Genomic DNA, 25,121 nt, shown 5'->3' with positions numbered 1-25,121 from the left:
ACAATCTCAGCAATCCAATAATAAAAATTTTTCCTCCTTTAACTTTTACCTGAACTAAGAATAAAGAGCCAAGACCAAGCTCAAGTTCATTCGTGAAAATTCGGCTAATTAGAGTCGTACTGAAAAAACAACTCTCCTCGCTAGACTTAGAATGACAATTTTGAATTAACATTAAGCGACTATCAAATAGCAAATCAACAAATACCAACTATGCAACTTTCAGAACTCTGAACTCTAAAAATCCAACCTTTCCAAAATATAATCTGGGCAGCGAATGGGTTTGTTCGTTTTTTTATCCATAAAGGCTAGAACGGTGTGGGCGGTGGCCAAAAGCTCCTTCGCTTCGTTATAGATCTTGTACTCGAACTCAATTTTGACCATGGGCTTGTTTTTCAACTGAGTTTCCACAGTGATCAAATCGTCATATAGTGCAGACTTTTTATAGTCAATATGTAATGATATTACGGGTAGCATGATTCCGTTATCTTCCATGCTCTTATAGGTGACTCCGAGGGCTCGTAACCATTCCACTCTACCCATTTCCAAATATTGGGCATAGTTACCATGGTAAACCACACCCATTTGGTCAGTTTCTGAGTACCTTACCCGAAAAGAATACAAATTTAACCCCATACTTTACGTTAAAAATTATATATTTAGAGGCTTGCTTGATGCTAGGACAACATGCGAAAAAAAAACAAAACTTTCAATGACAAAATGATTTTTTTTTTAAAAGATTTGTTCACATATTTGTCCCATCCAATAAGCATCTTGCTATCCTTTAGATGTTTAATCTTAAGTATTAAAGCTAACCAATAAAACAAGGAAAAACTTCATGAGTGTTACTGCTAATTCCGTATGGAACAACTGTTTGGCATTTATCCAGGATAACATCCAACCGCAGGCATTCAAAACGTGGTTTGAACCTATTAAGCCCATCAAGTTAACAGACAAGGCACTCAGCATTCAGGTTCCCAGCAAGTTTTTTTACGAGTGGTTGGAGGAGCATTATGTGAAGCTTTTAAAGGTGGCCTTGACCCGGGAATTGGGAAGCAGTGCAAAACTCATTTACATCATAAAAATGGAGAACAAGTACGGAAACAAGGAACCGTTCACCGAACAGATTCCAAGTGCCAACCGTACCGCCGTCGGCCCCCAAGAATTGGATGTGCCGATTACCTCCAAAAGTCCCGAGTTAAAAAACCCCTTTGTCATCCCTGGGATTCGAAACATCAAAATAGAGTCCCAACTCAATCCCAATTATAATTTTGATAATTTCTTGGAGGGAGACTCCAACCGTTTGGCACGTTCCGCTGGAATGGCGGTAGCCAACAAGCCTGGAGGAACTTCCTTTAACCCCTTATTGGTATTTGGGGGCGTTGGTTTGGGGAAGACCCACTTGGCACACGCCATTGGGGTTGAAATCAAGGATAAATATCCAGAAAAAACGGTGTTGTACATCTCTGCGGAGAAGTTCACCCAACAATATATAGAGTCGGTAAAGAAGAACACCCGTAACGATTTTATCCACTTTTACCAGTTGATAGATGTGCTCATTATTGATGATGTGCAGTTCCTTTCCGGTAAATCTGGAACCCAAGATGTGTTCTTCCATATCTTCAACCATCTGCACCAAAATGGTAAGCAGGTTATCTTGACTTCGGACAAAGCTCCAGTGGATATGCAGGATATTGAGCAGCGTTTGTTGTCCAGATTCAAATGGGGACTTTCCGCTGAATTGCAGAGCCCGGATTATGAGACGCGCGTTTCCATATTAAAGAGCAAACTGTACCGAGATGGTGTAGAAATGCCCGAAGATATCATTGATCATGTCGCCAAAAACATCAAGACCAATATTCGGGAGCTGGAAGGCGCCATTATTTCATTGATTGCACAGTCCTCTTTCAACAAGCGGGAGGTCACTTTGGAATTGGCCCAACAGGTGGTGGAAAAATTTGTGAAGAATACCAAGCGCGAAGTCTCCATCGACTATATCCAAAAAGTAGTATCCGACTATTTTGAAATGGATGTGGCCACGCTTCAATCCAAGACCCGTAAACGTCATATTGTTCAGGCCAGACAGTTGGCCATGTTCTTTGCCAAAAAATTCACGAAGGCCTCTTTGGCCAGTATCGGTTCACAAATTGGGAAGCGTGATCACGCCACCGTGCTCCACGCATGCAAAACGGTGGATAACCTTGCAGAGACCGATAAGCAATTCAGAAAATACATCGAGGACCTTAGCAAAAAGTTCTCTTAATCCCTTCTTTTTTAATGAAAACCAAAGTTTTGATGGTCTGCTTGGGCAACATTTGCAGGTCACCATTGGCCGAAGGTATTCTAAAATCCAAAGTGGACCCCAACGAGGTCTATGTTGATTCGGCAGGTACCGCGGGATATCATGTTGGAAATCCTCCCGACCCACGTTCGGTCGCTGTGGCCAAAAAATATGGGTTGGATATCAGCCTACAAAAATGTCGACGGTTTTCCAGAATGGATTTTGAGTCGTTTGATTTCATTTATGTGATGGACCGGAACAACTTTTCCGATATTGCCAGCTTGGCTAATAATTCACAAGAAGCCCATAAAGTAAAACTTTTGTTGAGTGAGGTGAATGTGGGCATCAATGAGGTTCCGGATCCTTATTATGGAGGGGAAGATGGTTTTGAGGATGTATATCAAATGATTGATTTGGCTTGCGAGGCAATTGCGAAAAAACTAAATTGACCGTATGGAAGAAACGCAGGAACAGCCAAAACCAGGATTGGTGGTCGGTAAATTATATCTGATTCCCACCACTTTGGGTGACAATGCACCATTGGAAGTATTGCCCATTTCCCTAAAGGGAACCATTGAAAAAATTGACCACTACATTGTGGAAAATGAAAAGACGGCACGACGTTTCATCAAAAAAGTGAGTCCCAGCAAGCCACAACCCAGCTTGCACATGCAAAGCTTGAACAAGTATACCAAATTAGAAGAAATTCCTTCGTTTTTAGATCCCTGCATTCACGGATACGATGTTGGTGTATTGTCCGAGGCGGGTTGCCCCGGGATTGCGGACCCTGGAGCTTCGGTGGTTCGTGTGGCGCATGAAAAAAGAATTCAAGTGGTTCCTTTGGTGGGTCCCTCATCTATTCTAATGGCCATGATGTCCAGTGGAATGAACGGACAAAACTTTGCTTTTAATGGCTATTTACCCATAGACAACAAGGAGCGTAAGGCCGTAATTAAAAGTTTGGAGCACCTTTCCCGCGAAAAGGGACAGTCCCAAATATTTATGGAAACCCCTTATCGAAATAACAAATTGCTTGAAGAGCTGGTTAAAATATTGCATAAAACCACCCGATTGTGCATTGCTTGCGATATTACCCTACCTACTGAGTTCATTAAGACCATGAGTGCCCATGAGTGGAGTGAAATCAATATTGACCTCGACAAAAGACCTACCATCTATATCATTCAGGCATAAAAAAACCCAGAATAAATTCTGGGCTTTCGCTAATTGTTACCTTGCCACTATATTTTGGGATCCTTCCGCTGTTGAATCTTGGAAGTATCGTATCCCGCGAATTTTTTCATGTAGTAAGAAATGCTGCTTCCGTACGCATCTGAAACATCCTCCTGTCCATAAGAACGTAAATACTTCTTTACATTTCCGGCTCCAGCCAAATGAGCTGCGGCCAAAATCCCCGATTCGGTAACCTCAACACCACCGATTCGTTTTCCCGTAAAACGCTTAATATCTCTCCGTAGAATCCATTTATTTCTGGCTACGTTAACATCAAAGGCTTTTTCCTGTAATATGGGATCGTTCAAAAAAGTTTCTACATCATATACGCCCATCAAATGGAGGGTGTTTCCCCCAAACTGATATTTCCCCATGTAGCCCAATGTGTTCACCACATGGTATTTACCTTGGGATTCTTTGAAAGCCAGGGCATCTTTAAACCCATTGTAGGCTTTTCCTAAAAAGGGAGGGGCAATCTGTACTTCACCAGAGAACGCGATAGAGTCCTTGGGAGCAGGTGTTTCAAAGTCCGTTGTCACCTTCAGTGCATCTGGAACCTCCACATCCACTTTCTTCAATACGGTGTACGTACCAAAACTTGTCAAAACTACAATCATGGCAAGATGTAGTATAAAACCTATCCATCTTTTCATAATGTTCATATTTGTGATCTCGATACTATATACGTATCAAAAATCAATTTGGCCGGCAAATATAGGGGGAGTCATGTTAAAGGCTTGCCTAAAGCTCCTAAGATTTTCTTAAATAAGGCTTAAAATCCGTTAAACCGCTGTAAATAAACGGTAAAGAACACTATCGAAGCACTTTTTGTGAATTTAACCATTGAATGTATTGCACCTTATTTCGGTTGTGCTGCGCCAAAGTTTTGGCAAACATGTGGTATCCAAAATTGGAAACATCAGCTACAAAATAAAGGTATTCATGTTTTTCGGGGTTTAAAACCGCCTCGATGGATGAGATATCGGGCATGGTGATCGGGCCTGGAGGAACACCGCCATATTTATAGGTATTATAGGGGGAATCCATTTCCAAATCGCGATACAATACGCGCTTAATAATGGTATCGTAATTTCCTGTTTGCTTTTTAATGGCAAAAATAACCGTGGGGTCCGCCTGCAAGGGAATTCCTTTTCTAATTCGATTTAGGTACACTCCGGCCACCCGAGGACGCTCATCCACCTTTGCGGTTTCTTTTTGCACAACTGCTGCCAATGAAATCACCTGAGCGGGAGTAAGCCCAAGGTTCTTTGCCTTCTGTAATCGCTCCTCGTTCCAATAACGTTGATATTCCTTCAACATGCGATCTCTAAAAGATTCCGCGCTGGTATTCCAAAAGAATTCATAGGTATTGGGCAGATACATTCCGAGTTTACTGTCCTCATCAAACTTTGTTTCATTCAAAAAACCAGGGTCATTGAAGGCCTGAAGCAGGGAAAGACTGTCCGCCTCAATTTGTTCAGAGACACGCCCGGCCAATAACGCTAGTGACTCTTGATTGTTGAAGGAAACATCAACCGGTACATTGGCGCTGCGCAGGGTATTGATGATTTCGTTGTTGTTCATCCCCTTTTTCAGGGCATACTTACCTGCCTTAATATTGTTGATGTACCCTTTGCGCTGGGCCACAGCCTCAAAAGTGGACAAGTCTTTTAATAGAGGCTCCAACGAATTTTTGACATCTGAAAAGGTGTCATCCGACTTGATAAACACAAAAGCTTCCGTATTATTGAACTGGGTGTTGGGACTGAAAATGGCGCTATAAATCTGGTAGGCGATGAATCCACAGATCAAAAGACCTAAAATAGCGGTAGCCCAAAGTACTTTTTTAAGATTCATTCGTCTTTATCTTTTGAAACATAATTTCATTCTTGAATCCTGCACTGGTGCGAATCCATTCTTTTTTAGTGCCCACTTTTTCAAAGCCCATTTTTTCAAACAAATGGATACTTGGTTCATTGTCCTCCAAAATATTGGCATACAACTGATGCAAATTCAGGGTGGTGAATGCATAGTTGCACAGCAATTCAATGGCCTCTGCCCCCACACCCTTGTTTCGGTCTGATGGATTGGAAATGACAATGCCCATTCCCGCACGACCGTGTTTTGGGTCAAAATCGAATAAATCAATCAGACCTATGCAAACATCATCCGAGTTGCAGATGCACAAACGCAATTGCTTTACCTCATATATATCCCGATGGGCATTCTCCAAATACAGTTGAAGCACTTTTTTGGAATAGGGTTTTAGGGTGCCGCTGATTTCCCAAATGGCTGTATCATTCTCCAACTGGTAGAGAAAATCCAAATCAGTTGGCTCCAAAGCCCTTAGATATACCTGCTTCCCTTTTAGGTTCAACATTCTATCTCTCCTTTATAGACCTGAATGGCCGGTCCCTTTAAATGAATATTGGTATAGTGCCCGTTGTTTTGTTCAAAACTGATGGACAAATCACCCCCTGGGGTAGTGATTTTTACGGTATTGGAATTGGTTTTACCCAATTTGTGCATGGCAATGGCCACAGCAGTAACCCCTGTGCCACAAGAATACGTTTCATCTTCAACGCCTCTTTCATAGGTACGCACTTGAAACGCATCTGAACCTTCCTGTTCCACAAAATTGATATTGCTCCCTGCCTTTCCATATAAACCATAACGCAGTTTCGCACCTTCCTTATGGACATCAAATTTTTGCAGCTCTTCCACCAATTGCACATGGTGTGGAGAGCCTGTATCCAAAAAAGCATACGCAGGCTTCTCGCGAATTTCATCGACATCCACCATCTTTAAATTGACCAAATCCCCTTCAATAGTGGCTTCGTGCAATCCATCAACAGCAACAAAGGTGGTTTCATTTCCGATGACCCCCAAGAAATGGGCGAAAGCCACCAAACATCTACCGCCATTACCACACATGGTACTTTCTCCTCCATCCGCATTGTAGTAGACCATCTTGAAGTCCGACATTTTGTCATTCTCGAGTAAAATCAACCCATCCGCACCAACGCCAAACCGCCTATCACACAGCTGTGCTACCAGTTTGGTATTGTTTTTGGGAAATATATCCTGACGATTGTCGATGATGACAAAATCATTTCCCGTTCCTTGATATTTAAAAAACTGCAATTTCATAATCCCTACAAAGGAACAAAAATAGCGTATTCTTTAAGGAAATTTTTGCAGTTAAAAGGGAGTTAAACCGACAAAGTCAAAAAATGAATTCTTTTAATTTTGTTCAAACTGAATGTTAAAAAAATATCGAATTATGAAGAGAATAGCCAGTTTGCTCCTAGTGTCCGTATTTGCAGGCGCAATTACACTGGGATCCTACAAATTATTTTTTGAAAAAGACAATTATAAATGGGTAGCCGCCGAACAGGAAAATCCGTTTATCACCACAAGCAATCTACCGACTTCGGCCAGTGGAGCTGGAATCAATGAGGTTGACTTTACGTTGGCCGCAGAAAAAACGGTAAATTCCGTGGTCCACGTAAAAAACTTGACCATCAGCAAAGGGCCGAGCAGCCTTTCTGATTTCTTCTACGGATTTGAACGCCAGCAAACCCCTCAGGTGGGGTCAGGCTCCGGGGTGATCATTTCCCCTGATGGCTATATTGTGACCAACAACCACGTCATTGCCAACTCCAGCCAATTGCAGGTTACCCTAAACAATAATAAAACGTATGATGCAGAGGTCATCGGGGCCGATTCAGAATCCGACATTGCTCTCTTAAAGATTGATGCGGAGGACGCACTCCCTTATTTGGCTTTCGGAGATTCAGACAATGCCAAGATTGGGGAATGGGTGCTTGCGGTTGGAAACCCGTTTAACCTGACCTCTACCGTTACCGCAGGAATTGTGAGCGCCAAAGCACGTTCATTGGGCCGAAGTCAATCCTTTATCCAGACCGATGCTGCCGTAAACCCTGGAAACAGTGGTGGTGCTTTGGTCAACACCAATGGGGATTTGATTGGGATCAACACTGCCATAACCTCCCAGACCGGTTCCTATGTGGGCTATGCCTTCGCGGTTCCCAGCAATACTGCCAAAAAAGTGGTTGAGGATATCATGGAGTATGGAGATGTACAAAAAGGACTTTTAGGGATTTCCGCTGCCAACGTTAACTCGCAACAAGCCATTGAAGAAGGGCTAAATGAAATTGAAGGTGTTTATGTGTATTCGGTAACTGAAGATTCTGGGGCCGAAGAAGCCGGTTTGCAGTCCGGGGATATTATTAAACAAGTGGATAACATTGAAATTCACAAATTCTCGGAACTCACAGGATATCTTGCTTCCAAAAGGCCAGGCGATGTTGTAAAGGTTAAATTGGACCGTAATGGTGAGAGCATCACCAAAAATGTGACCCTTAAAAAAGAGGAAACCGTTATTCTTCCTGCCGCAGGTTTTATGGTAAAAAATCTTTCCAAAGCAGACAAGAAAAAGTTTGGCATCTCCAAAGGTGTAAAGATTATTGATGTGCCTGAAGGATATAGTCGATATAACCTTAAGAACAAAGTGATCATTGCCGTAAATGACACTGAGGTCAACAATATTGACGATGCAAAGGAAGAATTTGGAAAAGTCACCAAATATGGAAGAACCAGTTTTACCATGATCAATGAAAATGGTGAAAAGGAACACATGATCTTCTAATAAAAGTGACAAAATCAAACTTAAAAGCACCTGCTTACAGGTGCTTTTTTTATGTCTTTATTCTTTTACGAAAACGTTTGAAAATAGCTAATTTAGCCGCTGCAACTACTAAACAATAACAAACAAACGACTATGGGAGACATCAAATCCTATGAGAAAGAGCTTGCTTTTCAGGCAGATAGACGAAAAGCAACCACAGAATTCATCAAAATTATCAGCGACCTTTGGTACGACAAGGCCATTGAGGTGGTGCTCTTTAAAAATCAAATCATTGATAAGAATGTCAGTGACATCATCAACCTACATGAGTATGCTGGTGAATTTGTTCAGAAACCCATCTCCATTTTTGATTCGGTGGAGATTTTGCGGGCGATAAATGACATCAGCCTCCCTCCTGCCAAGTTGGATATTGGAAAACTTACTTACGAATATCATTCCGATGACAATACCCATCTCAATGTAAAGGCATTTGTTCTTGATAAACTCAAAGATGCCCAGCAGACCAAAGAAATTAAACCCAAAGACGTAGTGCTTTATGGTTTTGGTCGCATTGGTCGATTGGTGGCACGCGAGCTTATGGCCAAAACAGGAAGAGGGAGTCAACTACGCCTCCGAGCGGTGGTGGTTCGTGGGGATTTAAGTGAAGATGTACTGGAAAAACGCGCCGCTCTTTTAAAAACTGATTCGGTTCACGGACAGTTTATGGGAACCGTGGACGTGGATGCCAAGAACCAAGCGCTCATCATCAACGGCACCACCGTAAAGTTCATCAGCGCGGACAAACCTGAGGATATTGACTACTCCAAATATGGAATTTATAGCGCCCTAATCATTGACAATACTGGAGCGTTTCGGGATAAAGAGGCACTTTCCAGACATCTGGAGTCCAAAGGTGCAAGCAAGGTGCTCCTCACCGCTCCCGGAAAAGAGATACCCAATATTGTACACGGTGTCAATCATACCGAATTTGACCCAGACAAAACCAAAATCTACTCTGCCGCGTCATGTACCACCAATGCCATTACCCCTGTGCTGAAGGTAATCGAGGATTCTCTCGGTATAAAAAAGGGACATTTGGAGACGATACATGCTTATACCAATGACCAGAATTTGGTGGATAATATGCACAGCAAATACCGCAGAGGACGAGCTGCAGCGTTGAACATGGTGGTTACGGAAACTGGAGCCGGTTCAGCTGTGGCCAAAGCACTTCCTTCTTTAAAGGGAAAATTGACCTCCAATGCCATACGGGTACCTGTACCGAATGGTTCTTTGGCCATACTTCATTTAGAGGTAAAGAACAAGACTTCCAAAGAGAGCATCAATACCATTTTAAAAAAGTATGCGCTCGAAGGCGATTTGGTGGAGCAAATCAAATATTCATTGAGCAACGAATTGGTCTCCACGGATATTGTAGGCACCTCTGCCCCATCAATTTACGATAGCAAGGCCACCATTGTCTCGGCCGACGGGAAAAGTGTGGTGCTTTATATATGGTATGATAACGAGTATGGTTATTCCCATCAAGTTATCCGATTAGCGAAATATATTGCCAAAGTTAGGCGTTATACCTACTACTAAAGATTTGGGAAAAGCGGGAACACAAGCCTAGTAAATGGGTTTTTCTTTTAATTTTAGGTTTATTGGTGTAATTTCGCCCTACCCTTAATCTAAATTATTTACGAGAATATATTGACCATGAAGCATTTACGAATTTTAATTGCAGTTGCCCTACTTGCACCCTACTTTTCATCCTTCGCACAAGAGGAAAATTCCGATGAGCCCCAAGACATGACCATAAAAGGTCAGTTTGAGGTCATGGAACGACAATCCACCAATTACAGGTCTGGAAATGGTGTTCCTTATGAAGTCATTAAATTGTCTACCCTTAACGAGATAAAGAGCAATGTTTTTGACACTATCAACACGGCTTATGGGTCTATAAAAGACCTTTCGGCCAACATAACCGCTAACAAAGCAGAGATTGAAGACCTTAATGCCAAGTTGCAGGATACCACCAATAAACTGAACAACGTTACCGAAGAGAAGGACAGTATTTCCTTTTTTGGAGCCCTGATCAGTAAAGGGACCTACAATTTTATTCTTTGGTCCATCATTTTTGCGTTGTTGTTGTTCCTATTGTTCTTTATTTACCGCTTTAAGAATAGTAACTTCTTGACCCAACAGGCCAAAACGGCTTTAGCCGACTTGGAACAGGAATATGAACAACATCGCAGAAGATCTTTGGAGCGAGAGCAAAAGATAAGCCGTCAGTTACAGGACGAGTTGAACAAGCAGAAAAAATAAAGTCAAGGCTTCCGAAAGGGAGCCTTTTAAAATTTAGACCCTATGACCATTAAAAAGGCCTCCATCGCAGATTTGGAACTCGTTGTTCCCCTTTTTGATGCATATCGGGTGTTTTACAAGCAGCCGTCGGATGAGGAATCGGCCCGCAATTTTCTTAAAGAACGGTTCTCAAAAAACGAAACGGCGATTTTTATCGCCCTGGAAAACCAAGAGCCAATAGGGTTCACGCAGTTGTACAAGACATTTTCGTCCGTGTCCCTTCAACCCTCCTACATTCTAAACGATTTGTTTATATCTCCCAACCATCGGAAGAAAGGTGTTGGGGAAGCATTGTTGAATCAGGCTAAATTGCACTGCCAAGAACTTGGCTTTAAGGGATTGGCCTTGGAAACGGCGGTGGACAATCCTGCCCAAAAATTATACGAGCGTTTGGATTGGAAGAATGATACGGACTACATTCACTACTTTTGGAGAAATTCCAAAACTTAATCAACTTACGTATTTTCAGCTGCACCCATGCGGATAGACATTATAACAGTACTACCAGAGTTATTGGCGAGCCCGTTTGAGGCTTCCATTTTAAAAAGAGCCATTGAAAAGGATTTGGTTGAAGTGCATCTGCACAACCTAAGGGATTACTCCTCGGGAAACTACAAACAGGTGGACGACTACCAATTTGGTGGTGGCGCCGGAATGGTGATGATGATAGAGCCTATTGATAAATGTATTTCCCAACTGAAGGCAGAACGGGCGTATGACGAAGTTATTTATATGACCCCAGATGGTGAAACGCTGAATCAGGGTATTGCGAACCAGATTTCCATGAAAGAAAACATCATTGTTTTATGTGGACATTATAAAGGTGTGGACCAGCGCGTGCGGGACATGCATGTAACCCGTGAGATTTCCATTGGGGATTATGTGCTTTCCGGGGGTGAATTGGCCGCTGCGGTTTTGTGTGATGCAGTCATTCGATTGCTTCCCGGGGTGTTGAATGATGAAACCTCTGCCCTTACCGATACGTTTCAGGATAATCTCTTGGCGCCACCAGTGTATACCCGTCCGGCAGAATACAAAGGATTGGAAGTTCCAAAAATTCTCTTGAGTGGGGATTTTCCCAAAATCGAAAAATGGAGAGAGGAACAAGCCTTGGAACGCACACAAAAAAGAAGACCTGACCTTTTAAAGTAAATGCTATGGAAAACTATGAAGCCTATTTTATGATTGGCGGCGGTTTAAACGCACTTGGAAAATTGATTGTGGTCTTGGCCTGCGGCATTCTGTTGTTGAAACAACGGAATCTGGGTACGGTGCTCATGTTTTCGGGTAGTGTGCTATCCATCATACTCGGGCTTGGTTTTCTACTTTTGAGCACTTTCTCTGCCCAAGAAGGACCTGAATCAGTCCTTAACACCAATGCGTTGGGCAGTATTTTAACGCCTCTCCCCTACATTCTTTTTGCCATTGGATTGCTATTATTTGCGGCAAAGCAGGTGAAAAAATAGCCTCCGGAAGATTTGGCTATTCAAAAAACAAAAAACACCTTGCTATTTCTAAATATTGCATTACTTTTGCAATCTCAAAATCAACCTCTGACGAGATACGTGAAAGTTGGTCTTGCTAAACATTAAAAATTAAACCATGGAATCCCTAATAAAATTTGTTGAAGACGAATTTGTTCCAAAAAAAGAATTTCCAAAATTTTCATCTGGTGACACCATTACTGTGTACTATGAAATTAAGGAAGGTGAAAAGACCCGTACCCAGTTCTTTAAAGGAGTTGTAATCCAAAGAAGAGGTAGCGGTGCCACTGAAACTTTCACCATTCGTAAAATGTCCGGTACCGTTGGGGTAGAAAGAATCTTCCCAATCAACATGCCCGCATTGCAGCGAATTGAAGTAAACAAAAAAGGTAAAGTACGTAGATCTAGAATCTTCTACTTTAGAGGTCTTACCGGTAAAAAGGCCCGTATCAAAGAAGTTAGAGGATAGTATTTATCTCCTCATACCGAACAAAAAAGCACCTTTAAAAGGTGCTTTTTTTTATGAACAATTGTTGATAACATCGGTTCATACATTGTTGATTTTTAATCGGTTATAAAATTTGCGTATTCCATTCTTTGGACTACTTTAGTGGAAGAAATATGAGAGTGGTGAAAATCAAAATCATGTTTCGTTTTAAAGTGGACGTTCTTTAAAAACTGAAAATTTCCCTTTTAATTGGTAACACTACTGATCACAAAAGGAATTTCAAATTGAGGAAGCACTTCGGTGGGACCACAAGGAGAGTTCGTGAATTTTATGTGCGGATGGGAGAGCAATTTCCCGTTTTGATAAGATTTAGGAAATTATCAGGACACTTTGCAGGATTAAGTTTGGTTGTGAAATTGAATAAATCAAGTAAAGTAAACGTCTAAAGGGCAACAGGCGTAAGCAATCTCAGGATTGTGGTTTTGTAGCAACACAAGACAAGTCTTTTAGTCCTTTAAAGAAAGCCATATCAATGTTCGCACATGGATATGGCTTTTGTTTTTAAAAAATTCTCACCTTTTCCCTCTTACTTTTAGATTTTCCTTATTATTTCACCATCCATAAATCGTATATTTGCACCGCTCAAACAAATACATTTAAATGGCCAAAATTTTTTATACGAAAACAGATGAGGCACCAGCCTTAGCTACATTATCTTTCCTACCCATTGTAAAAGCTTATACAGAAACCGCAAAAATCACTATCGAGACCAAGGACATTTCTTTGGCCGGTAGAATTGCTGCTGTATTTCCAGAATATCTAAATAAAGACCAGCAAGTTTCAGATGACCTGGCCATTTTAGGCGAATTGGCCAAGACACCAGAAGCCAACATTATTAAGCTTCCCAATATCAGTGCTTCCATTCCACAATTAAAAGAAGCCATTGAGGAATTACAAGAAAAGGGATATAACCTTCCCGATTATCCGGACGAGCCTAAAAATGATGAAGAAAAAGCCATCAAGGCCAAATACGATAAAATCAAAGGAAGTGCTGTAAATCCAGTACTTCGCGAGGGCAACTCTGACCGAAGGGCTCCAAAGGCCATAAAAAATTACGCCATGAAAAACCCACATACCATGGGTGAATGGTCGTCAGATTCCAAGACCCATGTGGCAACCATGTCGCATGGTGATTTTAGGGCGAATGAAAAATCCCTTACATTGTCCAATGCCGATTCAGTTCGCATTGAATTGGTAAGTGCCGACGGTTCCACAACCGTTTTAAAAGATAATCTTGCTTTGCAAAAAGGTGAAATCATCGATGCCACCGTAATGAGCAAGAAAGCATTGGTGGATTTCTTGACCGAAGAAATTGCTGATGCACGAAAAAATCACTTGTTATTGTCCCTGCATTTTAAGGCGACCATGATGAAGGTTTCTGACCCTATCATTTTTGGACATGCCCTTAAAGTGTATTTCTCGGAATTGTTCAAAGAACATGGGGCCACTTTGGAAAAAATTGGTGTTGACCCCAATGATGGTTTGGAGACTTTGTACGACAAGCTCGCAAAGCTTCCAGAAAATCAACATAAAGAAATTGAAGGAGCCATTAAAAAGACCATTGACAATGGACCCGATTTGGCTATGGTAAATTCTGAAAAAGGAATTACCAACCTTCACGTACCCTCAGACATCATTATTGATGCCTCTATGCCCGCCATGATCCGAAATTCAGGTAAAATGTGGGATAAAGATGGAAAGCTTCAAGATACCAAGGCCATCATTCCTGATAGTAGTTACTCCGGAGTTTATCAGGCAACCATCGATTTCTGCAAGAAAAATGGCGCTTTTGACCCATCCACCATGGGAACCGTTCCCAATGTTGGGTTAATGGCTCAGAAGGCGGAGGAATATGGTTCGCATGACAAGACTTTTGAAATTCCATCTGATGGTGTGGTGAAGGTTGTGAGCCAGTCAACAGGTGAAAGTCTGATTCAGCACAACGTAGAGCAAGGTGATATTTGGAGAATGTGCCAAGTTAAGGATGCGCCCGTTCAAGATTGGGTGAAACTGGCCGTTGGAAGAGCCAAAGCCACGCATACGCCTGCTGTTTTCTGGTTGGATGAAAGCCGAGGACACGATGTTGAATTGATGAAAAAAGTAAATCTATACCTTAAGGATTACGATACCACAGGATTGGACATTAGAATCTTATCTCCGATTGAAGCTACCAAGTTTACGCTTCAACGCCTAAAGGATGGAAAAGATACCATATCAGTTTCTGGAAACGTTCTACGGGATTACTTGACCGACCTCTTCCCTATTTTGGAAGTCGGTACCAGTGCCAAAATGCTCTCCATTGTTCCTTTGATGAACGGTGGTGGTCTATTTGAAACTGGTGCAGGTGGGTCAGCTCCAAAGCACGTTGAACAATTTTTGGAAGAGGGTCACTTGCGATGGGATTCATTGGGTGAATTCTTGGCCCTTGGGGTTTCATTGGAATTCTACAGTGAAAAGAACAAAAACCAAAAAGCTTTGGTGCTTGCAGATGCCCTCGATAAAGCAACTGAAAAATTCTTGGATAACGATAAGTCCCCATCCAGAACGGTTAACGAACTGGACACAAGAGGCAGTCATTTTTATTTGGCACTTTATTGGGCCGAACAATTGGCAAATCAGAATGAGGACGAGGAATTAAAAGCAACTTTTGGAAAAGTGTTTGAAGCTTTGTCCGCCAATGAAGCCAAAATCGCCCAAGAATTGATTGATGCCCAAGGGTCGCCCGTGGATATCGGCGGATATTATCTGCCCGATGCTGGTATGGCTTCCCATGCCATGCGACCTAGTGAAACATTCAATAACATCCTGAATTCCATAGGATAAAAGGATACAAGCCCTGTTCAGCAAAAAAGTATTGCACAGGGCTTTTTTAGTTTTTCCACCTAAGCATATAATGTGTATTTTTAGGAAAATCTAACAAATGCCGACTAGACATTTTGTCCTCAGCCTTGGCCTACTCCTTTTTGGTGTTCTTGCCCAGGCACAGCAGAAGTTTACGCTTAGTGGCACTATTTCCGAGGCTAACAGCAACGAGACTTTAATAGGAGTCACCATTGCATTTCCTGAAATCAATACCGGCGTTACCACCAACGAGTATGGTTTTTATTCCATTACCCTTCCTCAAGGGGAATACAACGTGGTGGTCAGTTATTTGGGTTTTCAGGATATTCGACAAACCATCAATCTAAACGCCAATACAAAACGGGATTTCAGCCTGCTCGAAGAAGCTGAAGAACTGGAAGAAGTTGTGGTCACTGATGATGTTGAACGTCTGGACATCCGAAAACCGCAGATGAGTGTCAACACCATGGCCGTACAGACCATTAAACAGATTCCTGTGGTATTGGGAGAGGCGGATGTCATTAAATCGTTATTGCTCCTGCCAGGTGTTACCAACGCCGGTGAAGCGTCCTCCGGATTCAATGTGAGAGGAGGGGCCACGGACCAAAACCTTATTCTTTTGGATGAGGCCACTGTGTTTAATTCATCGCACCTGTTTGGTTTTTTCTCGGTCTTCAATCCAGATGCCATCAAAGATGTAAAACTGTTCAAAGGAGGTATTCCTGCCCGTTATGGTGGTCGAGTTTCATCCGTACTCGAAATCTTTCAAAAAGAAGGGAACAGCAAGGATTTTAAGGTCAATGGTGGTATTGGAGCGGTAGCGAGTAGACTATTGCTGGAAGGACCCATCCAGCAAGATAGAACGGCATTTTTAGTAGGTGGAAGGGCGTCTTATGCACATTTGTTCCTTCCACTGTTCGATGTGGACAACAAAGCCTATTTCTATGATCTGAACGCCAAAATAAATCATAAAATCAACGATCGGAACAACATTTTTCTTTCAGGTTACTTTGGGCGTGACCTGTTCAGCATCAGTGATCGCTTCGTGAACACCTATGGAAATGCCGTAGGTAATTTCAGGTGGAACCATTTGTTTTCAGATAGGTTGTTTTCAAACCTGTCTCTCATCTATTCTGATTATTACTATGGCCTAGAGCTTGATTTTGTGGGATTTGAGTGGGATTCTGGCATCCAAAACTTCAACCTAAAGTATGACCTTAAACATTATATAAACGATAAGCTACAGCTCAATTACGGTCTCAATAACACCTACTACGTCTTCAATCCTGGAAAAATAAAGCCCAACAGTCCAGATTCCGGCATTTTGGAAGAACAGTTGACCAAAAAATACGCCAATGAAAATGCTATCTATATCGATATTGAACATCAGGTCTCAGAAAATTTAAGCCTGGAGTACGGCCTTCGCGCCAGCCAATTTAACCGCTTTGGACAGGATGAGTTTTATGTATATGAAAACAACAATCCTGTTTTGTTCGATCCCTTTGCGCTGGTCTATCGTGAAGCAGAACCCATTGATACCCTGAGTCCTGGAAGAAGTGGCACATTGAAAAAATTCTTCAATTTAGAGCCACGTGTCTCCGCTTCATACAATTTTAATGGTAAGAGTTCAGTAAAGGCCAGTTACACCCGGTTGGCACAGTACCTTCATCTATTGTCGAACACCAGCTCCCCCACCCCATTGGATGTGTGGACACCGAGCGGTCCATTTGTAAAACCTCAATTATTGGATCAATATGCGGTGGGATATTTTAGGAACATTAAAGGTGGCGATTACAGTTTTGAGACCGAAGGTTTCTATAAGGACATCGCCAACCGAATTGACTATATAGACGGTGCCAACCTAATTGCCAACAATGCCATTGAAAGGGTCATATTAAATGGGCAGGCCAGGGCATATGGCGTGGAATTGTTATTACGAAAGAATGAAGGTCGACTTAAGGGCTGGTTGGCCTATACCTGGTCTAAATCTGAGCAACGAACCCCTGGCAGAGATCTAAGAGCCCTAGGAATAGATACAGGGCGTTCAGACCTTGAGACGGGAATCAATCTAGGAGAATGGTACAGCACACCATATGATAAGCGCCATGACCTTTCCATTTATGGAAGTTATGATCTCAATGAGAAATGGAGCTTTAACACCAATTTTATCTTTCAGACCGGGCAACCTTCCAATTATCCTGTGGGGCAATTTGAGTTTGAAGGTCTAACCGTGCCATATTATGGGCTTCGGAACAAGGAAAGACTTCCTGATTACCATAGACTGGATGTCTCCGCCATCTTGACACCAAAACGGAACCAGCGTAAAAAGGTTCAATCTGAATGGGTCTTTAGCATCTACAATCTGTATAGCAGAAAAAATGCGGCATCCATCAACTTTAGGGAAAATGAGGACACAGGGCGGAACGAGGCCATACGTACTTCAATTTTTGGCATTATCCCAGCCGTAACCTATAACTTTAGATTCTAACCATGAAAAAAGTAATCTTTGTCATAGGAATCATCTTGCTCTTTGCATCTTGTGAGGATGTTGTAGACGTAGAATTGCCAGAAACCGAACCTAGACTTATTGTAGATGGTCTTTTGCGTGTGGATAAAAGTCAACAGTTCATCGATGTTCGTATACGCATGCGGGAAACCAGCAATTTCTTTGAGGACAATCCACCTACCCAAGTGGAAAGCGCTGTAATTGCCTATGGGGTGCCCAATGAGTTTGGGGAGTTTGGGGAGTTTGCCTTTTCTTCATTGACCGAGGAAGAACCCGGCACCGGAGTTTATGTCCCAGACCCTAATTTTTCATCGGATCAGCGGATTAGAACCGCAAGTGCCGAACCCGGGACCGTTTTTGTTTTACAAGTCACCCATAAGGAAAAAAACTACTATGCCCGCACCGAATATGCACCAGCAGTTCCTTTGGATAATTTGCAACAAGGAGACAATACGCTATTTGATGAAAATGAGACTGAAGTAATCGTTACCCTCACTGATGACCCAGATCGGGACAATTATTATGTGTTTGATTTTGATTTCGGAAATTTTCAGGCCTTGGAAGATCGCTTTTTTAAAGGACAACAATTTCAATTTTCCTATTTCTATGATGACAACCTGGAACCGGGTCAAGAAGTAACCGTTAGCATTTTAGGAGCAAACCAAGATTTTTACAACTATATAGACCTGTTGGTGGAACAGACTATGAATAATGGGGGTGTGTTTGAGACGCCCGTCGCTACGGTCCGGGGGAATGTGTTCGATATTACCGGATTGGACAATATCGATATTTTTGATAACGTGGAACGGCCCAACGACTTTGCCCTGGGCTATTTTGCGGTGGTACAGGGGTTTTCAAGCAACCTAACGATACAATAAGTTAATTTTGAAACTACGTGTTCTAAAATACTCGTTACTCAGTGGCGTTCTCTTGATGGTTATTGGATGCGAGGACGTTGTTGAAGTAGATGTTCCCCAAGAAGAGCCCAGACTTATTGTAAACGCCCTGGTGCGCGTCAATCCAAGCACAGATTTCGTGAATATACAGGTTAAAGTAAGCCTTACCAATTCCTTCTTTGGTGAAATACCTGTGACCAATTTGGAGCAGATTACACTTGCAGGTGCCGTTTTGGTGGATTATAACAATCCCGGTTCTGGGATTTATGAAGGCATACGATCACGCGACTATATGGAAAGCCTTGAAGGTGAAGAAATATTATTGCAAATCACTTGGGAAGACAAACGCTACTATGCCAGCACAACATACATCCCAACGGTACCCATTGACGCCGTGGAAATTGGGGATGACACGTTGTTCAACGAAGATGAGACTGAGGTCATTATTACGTTTACTGATAATCCCGATAGACTCAATTATTACGTGTTTGATATGGGTTCGGGAAATTTTACAACTGTGGATGATCAATTTATCCAAGGACAACAATTCCAATTTTCCTATTTCTACGACAAAAAGTTTGAGCCAGGTGAAGAACTCACCGTTAAAATTTTGGGTGCAGACCAATCTTTCTACAACTACATGAACCTACTCATTGAGCAAACAGAGGACAATTTTGGGGTATTTGAAACTCCTGCAGCCACAGTTCGTGGAAATATCTTTGATGTAACCGAATTGGATAACATCGATTTCTTTGACAACGTGAATATTCCCAATGAATTTGCTTTAGGTTACTTTGCAGTGGTTCAAGAGTATTCCCAGACCATTACTATTGAGTGACTTTTGGTGGTCACAGTACCAAATAGAGCACTAAAATTACTAAAATACCCGTAATACCCTGCAGCAGGGTTCCCAAGGTGTGTCCTCGCAACGCTGTTTTTACATTGATATTGGAAAACTGGGATACCACCCAAAAATAGCTGTCGTTGATATGTGAAACCGTCATAGCCCCTGCCCCCACGGCCAAAACTGCCAACGCTTTATCCGTAATGGACAACAACCCGAAGGTTTCCAATAAAGGCGCAATAATGGCCGAGGTAGTAATTATAGCCACTGTGGACGACCCTTGAGCCGTTTTTAGGAACGCTGCAATCACAAAAGCAATGAGAAGTCCCCCAACACCGGAACTGGACTCCAAATTGATGATAGCGGCAATGTCAATGGTTCGCAAAATGGCTCCAAAGGCGCCTCCTGCCCCCGTAATCAAAACAATGGCACCCGCTTGTTTGAACGCTTCACCTACCCACTCCTGCTTCTCTTTAGAAGGTGTTTTCCGCCCCAAGGAAAAAGCAAAGAACACCCCCGCCAATAAGGCTATAATGGGGCTACCTAAAAAGTCCATGATTTTAAACACAACTCCTTCGCCCAACGGATAGGTAGGGTAATTAACGAGGGATTTCATGGCTATCAAAACAATAGGAACGAGTAAGGGCAAAAAGGCTTGAAAAGGTTTTACGGGGGAAACTATTTCTTTCTTATCCTCCATGACTTCAGCTGTTTCATCCTCTTTGAGGGATTTGCCAATAAATCGAGCCCAAAAATAGCCTGATATGGACACTGGAATCGCAACCAAAAGCCCCAAAGTCATGACCAACCCCAAATCGGCTTCCATAATAGCCGCGGCCGCCAAAGGTCCCGGAGTCGGTGGTACAAATACGTGGGCTGAATACAATCCAGTCGCTAATGCAATGGCGAAAACGGTGGCCGGAATACCCGTTTTTTTACTGATGGCCTTGTTGAGGGAAGAAAGGATGATAAAGCCTGAATCGCAATACACCGGGATTGAAATAACAAACCCTGCCAAATTAATGGCCAACGGAGAACGCTTCAACCCAATGATCTTTAAAATACTATTGGCCAGTACCTGGGTACTGCCGGTTTTCTCCAAATAGATTCCGATTACCGTTCCAAACGCAATCACCAGTCCAATACCTGACAATGTTTTGCCAAATCCTTCCGTAATCGTGACCATAATATCCTGTGGCGTAAGTCCCAAAAGAAATCCTGAAGCCACCGCGGCCAAGTTCAAGGAAAAAACGGGATGCATTTTAAACCTTACCGTGGCAATGATGATGAAAAGCACCACAACGCCCAAAACGAGTAGTTCCATGGTCAATTTTTATGCGATATCCACTAAATATAAGCTAATATTCCTACTTTGGTCCCATGAGGCGAACAGATAAGGAACTTTTGGTAAAAGCGTTAAAATCGTTTGGCTACACCGTGGCGGTAATGTTCATGGGGCCATTTTTAATCTACGAAGCCTTCAAAAATGAAGGACATCCTCTATATATTCCAGTATTAGTATTAGGCGTCTTTTTTGCCGGATTAGCCATTTATTTAGGCTTCCGTTCCGTGAATATTGTGATGGATGCTGTGTTCGGAAAAAAATCCAAGGACTAATTTTTGGATTCAGGAGGAGCGTTTTTCCATTTGTTGCTCAACTGGGCATAATCGTAGTCCAATACGGATTCCTGACGCTCCAACTTATTGCCAGCAAAAGCGCGCTGCAAAATATCTTCAATGAGGTAGTCTTCGTGAATACTTTCAGGGTGAAACTCTTCCTTAAGACTGATTTTGAACAAGCTGGCGGTAGTATTGTACCAAAAGGCCCTCCAACCGCTGCGGAGTTCCTTAACCAAGTCAAAAGCGGTGGTTCCTGTCTGGCGGTAAATCAGTTTGACCAAAATCTGACCTTCGGTGCGAGTCAGCTTTTTCAATTCTTCCGAAAATTCCTCCTCAATGAACTTTTGAACTTTTTTGGTATACTTTCTTTGGTGTCGTCGCTTTTTGATGTGTTGCAGGCTATCATTCAATTCCACCAAGCGTTCCGCCGCCAACTTGGCATATGGATATACTTTTAAGGTCTTTCGTTGAAGGATAAGATACCGGAGTCTTTCGCTTCTATCTGCAAATTCCAGCTTGCCGAAAAGGTAGACCTCTTCAAGTTGAATCGAGCTATACAGAATGGAATCGCCTTCAAATCGCACATAATAATCGGAAATGGAATCGTTGGGATTGAGCACAGAATCGTTTTCAATCTCCTGCGAAAATCCCACGGCGCAAAAAGCGATAAAAACAACAAGAATATACGTTCTCAACATCCGGTTCATTGCTCAAAAGTCTTGCCAAAAGTAAGGATAAAGGTAAGATTTGGTTATTAAATAAAAGTGAATATTAGTATGTTTGTGGACTAAATTAATCACATGGCATCAGGAAAAATTATCAATAAGAAATCGCTAACGTTCCTTGAAAAATACTTGAACAACCCCTCTCCTACGGGTTATGAGTGGGAAGGTCAGAAAATATGGATGGATTATGTAAAACCATACGTTGACACCTTCATTACAGACACGTACGGAACCGCTGTCGCTGTCATCAACCCCGATGCAAAATACCGCGTGGTCATTGAAGGGCATTCCGATGAAATCTCTTGGTATGTCAACTATATTACCGATGATGGATTGCTTTATGTCATTAGAAATGGGGGTAGCGACCATCAAATTGCACCCTCCAAATGGGTAAATATCCATACCAAAAACGGAGTTGTAAAAGGAATTTTTGGTTGGCCCGCCATCCATACCAGGGATAAAGCCAAAGAAGAAACCCCAAAGATTGAAAATATTTTTATCGACATAGGTGCCAAAGACAAGGCCGAAGTTGAAAAAATGGGGGTGCATGTCGGTTGTGTGATCACTTACCCGGATGAGTTCCACATTTTGAACAAGGACAAGTTCGTTTGCCGTGCCTTGGATAACCGCGTTGGTGGCTTTATGATTGCCGAAGTGGCCCGTTTGCTGCACGAAAACAAAAAAGAACTGCCTTTTGGATTGTACATCACCAATTCTGTGCAAGAGGAAATCGGATTACGTGGTGCGGAGATGATTACACAGACCATTAAACCCAATGTGGCCATTGTTACCGATGTGTGCCATGACACTACCACGCCCATGATTGACAAAAAGAAAGAGGGCGAGATATTAATCGGGTCAGGCCCTGTGGTTTCTTACGCTCCCGCCGTGCAAAACAAGCTTCGTGAACGAATTTTGGAAACTGCAGAAGCCAAAAAGATACCTTTCCAGCGTTTGGCGGCTTCACGCTATACTGGAACAGATACGGATGCCTTCGCCTACAGCAATGGCGGTGTGGCCTCGGCCTTGATTTCGTTGCCGTTGCGCTATATGCACACAACTGTGGAAACCGTGCACCAAGAAGATGTGGAAAATGTAATCCGTCTAATCTACGAAACACTTTTGACCATAAAAGAGGGCGAGACATTCAGTTATTTTGATTGATTTCCATGGACGAATGGGTAGACATTTTGGATGAGCAGGGAAAACCTACAGGAAAATCCTGTTTAAAATCCGAAGCGCATCAAAAAGGACTGCTGCACCCTACCATTCATGTTTGGCTCTATACCAAGGATGGCAGGGTGCTCATTCAACAACGTGGAAAACACAAGGATACCCACCCATCCCTTTGGGATGTTTCCGTGGCGGGGCATGTGGCTTTTGGGGAAGATATTAAAATTGCGGCTGTGCGTGAGGTTGCGGAAGAGGTCGGTCTTACCATTTCTGAAACCGATTTGGAACCTATCGGAACATTTAAGGCAATCCATAAAATTTCCAACGATTTTATCGATGCCGAATTCCATCATGTGTTTTTGGGCGAATTGAAAGAACCCCTACATCAGTTGACCAAACAGGATAGCGAAGTAGATGCCTTGGATTTGGTCCCTTTGCTCCAATTTGCGGAGGAAACGTGGGGGATGGCCAACACGGGAAAATATGTTCCTCACGGCACGCTCTACTACAAAACCATCATTAAGGAAATTAAAAATCGGCTTTAAGCGCTTCTGCAAATTGATTCACTTCATCCAATTTGTAGGCTTTTTGGTCTCCAGATTTCATGTTCTTGACCACAAAATTGCCATTAGTAAGTTCCTGTTCTCCAAGTAGAATCACATAAGGGACGCCTCGTTTATCCGCATACTTAAATTGCTTCTGCACTTTGGTATCCGAAGGATACAAATCGGCTCGAAGCCCTGCTTTTCTCAAAGATGAAACCAAACGTAATCCTGCCAAAGCCTCTTCTTTTCCAAAATTGAGACAAAGTACATCCAAAGAAGTGTCCAAACTGTCGGGAAATAGATTCAATTCTTCCAAAACCAAATAAATACGGTCCAATCCGAAGGAAATTCCAACGCCACTCACATCTTTCAGCCCAAAAATACCGGTAAGGTCATCATAGCGCCCACCTCCACCTATAGAACCCATACTGACCCCTTCTGGAGCGGCCACTTCAAAAATGGCGCCTGTATAGTAGTTGAGGCCGCGGGCCAAGGTCACATCTAGCTGCAAGCTTGCGGACTGCAATCCAATCGCTTCCACGGTAGTGATGATTTCATCCAAATCTGCTACTCCTTGTAGACCAATCTCAGATTCAGAAAGTAAGGTTTTCAACTCCGCCAGCTGTTCTGAAGCTGAACCCGACATGGAAAACAGGGGTTGAGCCTTTGCGATGGCACTTTCAGATATCCCTTTTTCCAACATTTCTGCCTTTACCTTCTCCTCTCCTATCTTATCGAGCTTGTCCAAAGCCACGGTAAAATCAATCAATAAATGTTTGGCGCCTATAACTTCAGCAATGCCCGAAAGTATTTTTCGGTTGTTGATTTTAATGGTGGCTCCAGTCAGACCCAAATCCGTAAAAACGGCATCGTACAGCTGTACAAATTCCACTTCCTGCAACAAAGAATCAGCACCCACCACATCAGCATCACATTGGTAAAACTCCCGAAAACGCCCTTTTTGAGGTCTATCCGCTCGCCATACAGGTTGAATCTGGTAGCGTTTAAAGGGAAAATCAATCTCGTTTTGATGCATCACTACGTATCGGGCAAACGGCACGGTTAGGTCGTAACGCAGGGCTTTCTCAGAGATTTTCGGGGTCAGCGAGTTTGAGTTTTTGGAACTATAGGTCACATCATCCACCTTGGATATAAAATCCCCAGAATTTAAGATTTTAAAAATCAAGCGGTCACCTTCATCACCGTACTTACCCATCAACGTCTCCGAATTTTCAAAAGAAGGCGTCTCAATGGGCTGAAAACCATAGGTTTCAAAATGCTTTTTTATGGTCTGGATGATATAGTTGCGCTTGGCCACTTCGGCAGGCGAAAAATCTCGGGTTCCCTTTGGTATGGATGGTTTCTGTGCCATGTATTTTAATTCTCGTGCAAATATACGGGGTTTGTTAATTGTATTAAGTGAGGTAGCTGTCATTTCGAACGAATGTGA

Annotated in this window: 25 protein-coding genes; 17 read left to right on the top strand and 8 right to left on the bottom strand. The window is 42.6% G+C overall.

Features of this window, described 5'->3' with window-relative positions:
- Positions 1-234: 234 nt before the first annotated feature.
- Positions 235-633, bottom strand: a complete 399-nt coding sequence (locus tag ACFSJE_RS01155) for an acyl-CoA thioesterase (protein WP_379829139.1) — start codon at positions 631-633, stop codon at positions 235-237.
- A gap of 202 nt (positions 634-835) precedes the next feature.
- Between ACFSJE_RS01155 and dnaA the strand changes: the two genes are divergently transcribed.
- Genes dnaA through ACFSJE_RS01140 form a run of 3 tightly spaced genes read left to right on the top strand, consistent with a single transcriptional unit; the run spans position 836 to position 3,472 of the window.
- The gene (dnaA, locus tag ACFSJE_RS01150) at positions 836-2,260 is read left to right on the top strand and encodes a chromosomal replication initiator protein DnaA (RefSeq protein ID WP_379829138.1); all 1,425 of its coding nucleotides are present in this window, start codon (positions 836-838) and stop codon (positions 2,258-2,260) included.
- Positions 2,261-2,274: 14 nt separating this feature from the next.
- Positions 2,275-2,727, top strand: a complete 453-nt coding sequence (locus ACFSJE_RS01145; RefSeq protein WP_379829137.1) for a low molecular weight protein-tyrosine-phosphatase — start codon at positions 2,275-2,277, stop codon at positions 2,725-2,727.
- 4 nt (positions 2,728-2,731) lie between these two features.
- Positions 2,732-3,472 carry an SAM-dependent methyltransferase gene (locus tag ACFSJE_RS01140; RefSeq protein ID WP_379829136.1) on the top strand — a complete coding sequence of 247 codons (741 nt, stop codon included), beginning with the start codon at positions 2,732-2,734 and terminating at the stop codon, positions 3,470-3,472.
- A gap of 47 nt (positions 3,473-3,519) precedes the next feature.
- Here ACFSJE_RS01140 and ACFSJE_RS01135 read toward each other — a convergent pair whose 3' ends face one another.
- From ACFSJE_RS01135 to dapF, 4 genes are all read right to left on the bottom strand, one after another.
- Positions 3,520-4,164: a hypothetical protein gene (locus ACFSJE_RS01135; protein WP_379829135.1), complete on the bottom strand. Its 645-nt coding sequence runs from the start codon at positions 4,162-4,164 to the stop codon at positions 3,520-3,522.
- A 160-nt stretch (positions 4,165-4,324) separates the two neighbouring features.
- Positions 4,325-5,368, bottom strand: a complete 1,044-nt coding sequence (gene mltG, locus ACFSJE_RS01130) for an endolytic transglycosylase MltG (protein WP_379829134.1) — start codon at positions 5,366-5,368, stop codon at positions 4,325-4,327.
- Positions 5,358-5,891, bottom strand: a complete 534-nt coding sequence (locus tag ACFSJE_RS01125; RefSeq protein WP_379829133.1) for a GNAT family N-acetyltransferase — start codon at positions 5,889-5,891, stop codon at positions 5,358-5,360. The genes mltG and ACFSJE_RS01125 overlap by 11 nt, the downstream gene beginning before the upstream one ends.
- Positions 5,885-6,661 carry a diaminopimelate epimerase gene (gene dapF, locus ACFSJE_RS01120; RefSeq protein WP_379829132.1) on the bottom strand — a complete coding sequence of 259 codons (777 nt, stop codon included), beginning with the start codon at positions 6,659-6,661 and terminating at the stop codon, positions 5,885-5,887. The genes ACFSJE_RS01125 and dapF overlap by 7 nt, the downstream gene beginning before the upstream one ends.
- Before the next feature lie 133 nt (positions 6,662-6,794).
- Here dapF and ACFSJE_RS01115 point away from each other — a divergent pair, with 133 nt between their 5' ends.
- The 11 genes from ACFSJE_RS01115 (at position 6,795) to ACFSJE_RS01065 (ending at position 19,602) form a co-directional block, all read left to right on the top strand.
- Positions 6,795-8,183 (top strand): S1C family serine protease, encoded by a 1,389-nt coding sequence (locus ACFSJE_RS01115; protein ID WP_379829131.1) that lies wholly within the window; start codon positions 6,795-6,797, stop codon positions 8,181-8,183.
- A 132-nt stretch (positions 8,184-8,315) separates the two neighbouring features.
- Complete coding sequence (locus ACFSJE_RS01110; protein ID WP_379829130.1) at positions 8,316-9,764, top strand: glyceraldehyde-3-phosphate dehydrogenase; 1,449 nt, start codon at positions 8,316-8,318, stop codon at positions 9,762-9,764.
- A gap of 117 nt (positions 9,765-9,881) precedes the next feature.
- On the top strand, positions 9,882-10,490 hold the full coding sequence (locus tag ACFSJE_RS01105; protein ID WP_379829129.1) for a tRNA (guanine-N1)-methyltransferase: 609 nt from the start codon (positions 9,882-9,884) through the stop codon (positions 10,488-10,490).
- A 42-nt stretch (positions 10,491-10,532) separates the two neighbouring features.
- Positions 10,533-10,979: a GNAT family N-acetyltransferase gene (locus ACFSJE_RS01100; RefSeq protein WP_379829128.1), complete on the top strand. Its 447-nt coding sequence runs from the start codon at positions 10,533-10,535 to the stop codon at positions 10,977-10,979.
- 27 nt (positions 10,980-11,006) lie between these two features.
- Positions 11,007-11,681, top strand: coding sequence for a tRNA (guanosine(37)-N1)-methyltransferase TrmD (gene trmD / locus ACFSJE_RS01095; protein WP_379829127.1), 675 nt, complete (start codon positions 11,007-11,009; stop codon positions 11,679-11,681).
- A gap of 5 nt (positions 11,682-11,686) precedes the next feature.
- Entirely contained in the window at positions 11,687-11,995 is a 309-nt protein-coding gene (locus ACFSJE_RS01090) for a hypothetical protein (protein ID WP_379829126.1), read from the top strand.
- A 136-nt stretch (positions 11,996-12,131) separates the two neighbouring features.
- On the top strand, positions 12,132-12,482 hold the full coding sequence (gene rplS, locus ACFSJE_RS01085) for a 50S ribosomal protein L19 (RefSeq protein ID WP_036385464.1): 351 nt from the start codon (positions 12,132-12,134) through the stop codon (positions 12,480-12,482).
- Positions 12,483-13,121: 639 nt separating this feature from the next.
- Positions 13,122-15,344 carry an NADP-dependent isocitrate dehydrogenase gene (locus ACFSJE_RS01080; protein ID WP_379829125.1) on the top strand — a complete coding sequence of 741 codons (2,223 nt, stop codon included), beginning with the start codon at positions 13,122-13,124 and terminating at the stop codon, positions 15,342-15,344.
- 97 nt (positions 15,345-15,441) lie between these two features.
- Positions 15,442-17,850: a TonB-dependent receptor gene (locus tag ACFSJE_RS01075; RefSeq protein WP_379829124.1), complete on the top strand. Its 2,409-nt coding sequence runs from the start codon at positions 15,442-15,444 to the stop codon at positions 17,848-17,850.
- Between the two features lie 2 nt (positions 17,851-17,852).
- On the top strand, positions 17,853-18,746 hold the full coding sequence (locus ACFSJE_RS01070) for a DUF4249 family protein (protein ID WP_379829123.1): 894 nt from the start codon (positions 17,853-17,855) through the stop codon (positions 18,744-18,746).
- A 7-nt stretch (positions 18,747-18,753) separates the two neighbouring features.
- The gene (locus tag ACFSJE_RS01065) at positions 18,754-19,602 is read left to right on the top strand and encodes a DUF4249 family protein (RefSeq protein WP_379829122.1); all 849 of its coding nucleotides are present in this window, start codon (positions 18,754-18,756) and stop codon (positions 19,600-19,602) included.
- A 10-nt stretch (positions 19,603-19,612) separates the two neighbouring features.
- Here the strand turns inward: ACFSJE_RS01065 and ACFSJE_RS01060 are convergent, their stop codons facing one another.
- Entirely contained in the window at positions 19,613-20,932 is a 1,320-nt protein-coding gene (locus tag ACFSJE_RS01060; protein ID WP_379829121.1) for a GntP family permease, read from the bottom strand.
- 56 nt (positions 20,933-20,988) lie between these two features.
- Here ACFSJE_RS01060 and ACFSJE_RS01055 point away from each other — a divergent pair, with 56 nt between their 5' ends.
- Positions 20,989-21,225 carry a DUF6095 family protein gene (locus tag ACFSJE_RS01055; protein ID WP_379829120.1) on the top strand — a complete coding sequence of 79 codons (237 nt, stop codon included), beginning with the start codon at positions 20,989-20,991 and terminating at the stop codon, positions 21,223-21,225.
- Here the strand turns inward: ACFSJE_RS01055 and ACFSJE_RS01050 are convergent.
- Positions 21,222-21,926, bottom strand: coding sequence for a DUF4294 domain-containing protein (locus ACFSJE_RS01050; protein WP_379830030.1), 705 nt, complete (start codon positions 21,924-21,926; stop codon positions 21,222-21,224). The genes ACFSJE_RS01055 and ACFSJE_RS01050 overlap by 4 nt on opposite strands.
- A 102-nt stretch (positions 21,927-22,028) precedes the next feature.
- On the opposite strand from ACFSJE_RS01050, the gene ACFSJE_RS01045 reads away from it, so the two are divergent.
- On the top strand, positions 22,029-23,117 hold the full coding sequence (locus tag ACFSJE_RS01045) for a M42 family metallopeptidase (protein ID WP_379829119.1): 1,089 nt from the start codon (positions 22,029-22,031) through the stop codon (positions 23,115-23,117).
- Between the two features lie 5 nt (positions 23,118-23,122).
- Positions 23,123-23,671, top strand: a complete 549-nt coding sequence (locus ACFSJE_RS01040; RefSeq protein ID WP_379829118.1) for an NUDIX hydrolase — start codon at positions 23,123-23,125, stop codon at positions 23,669-23,671.
- On the opposite strand, the gene hisS is transcribed toward ACFSJE_RS01040, so the two are convergent.
- Positions 23,655-25,043 carry a histidine--tRNA ligase gene (gene hisS / locus ACFSJE_RS01035; protein ID WP_379829117.1) on the bottom strand — a complete coding sequence of 463 codons (1,389 nt, stop codon included), beginning with the start codon at positions 25,041-25,043 and terminating at the stop codon, positions 23,655-23,657. The genes ACFSJE_RS01040 and hisS overlap by 17 nt on opposite strands.
- Positions 25,044-25,121 lie beyond the last annotated feature (78 nt).

It is taken from the genome of Flagellimonas iocasae (assembly GCF_042682725.1).
Classification (GTDB): Bacteria; Bacteroidota; Bacteroidia; order Flavobacteriales; family Flavobacteriaceae; genus Flagellimonas; species Flagellimonas iocasae.
The sequence above is the reverse complement of the archived record's forward strand: the minus strand, read 5'-3'. Positions and strand labels throughout refer to the sequence as shown.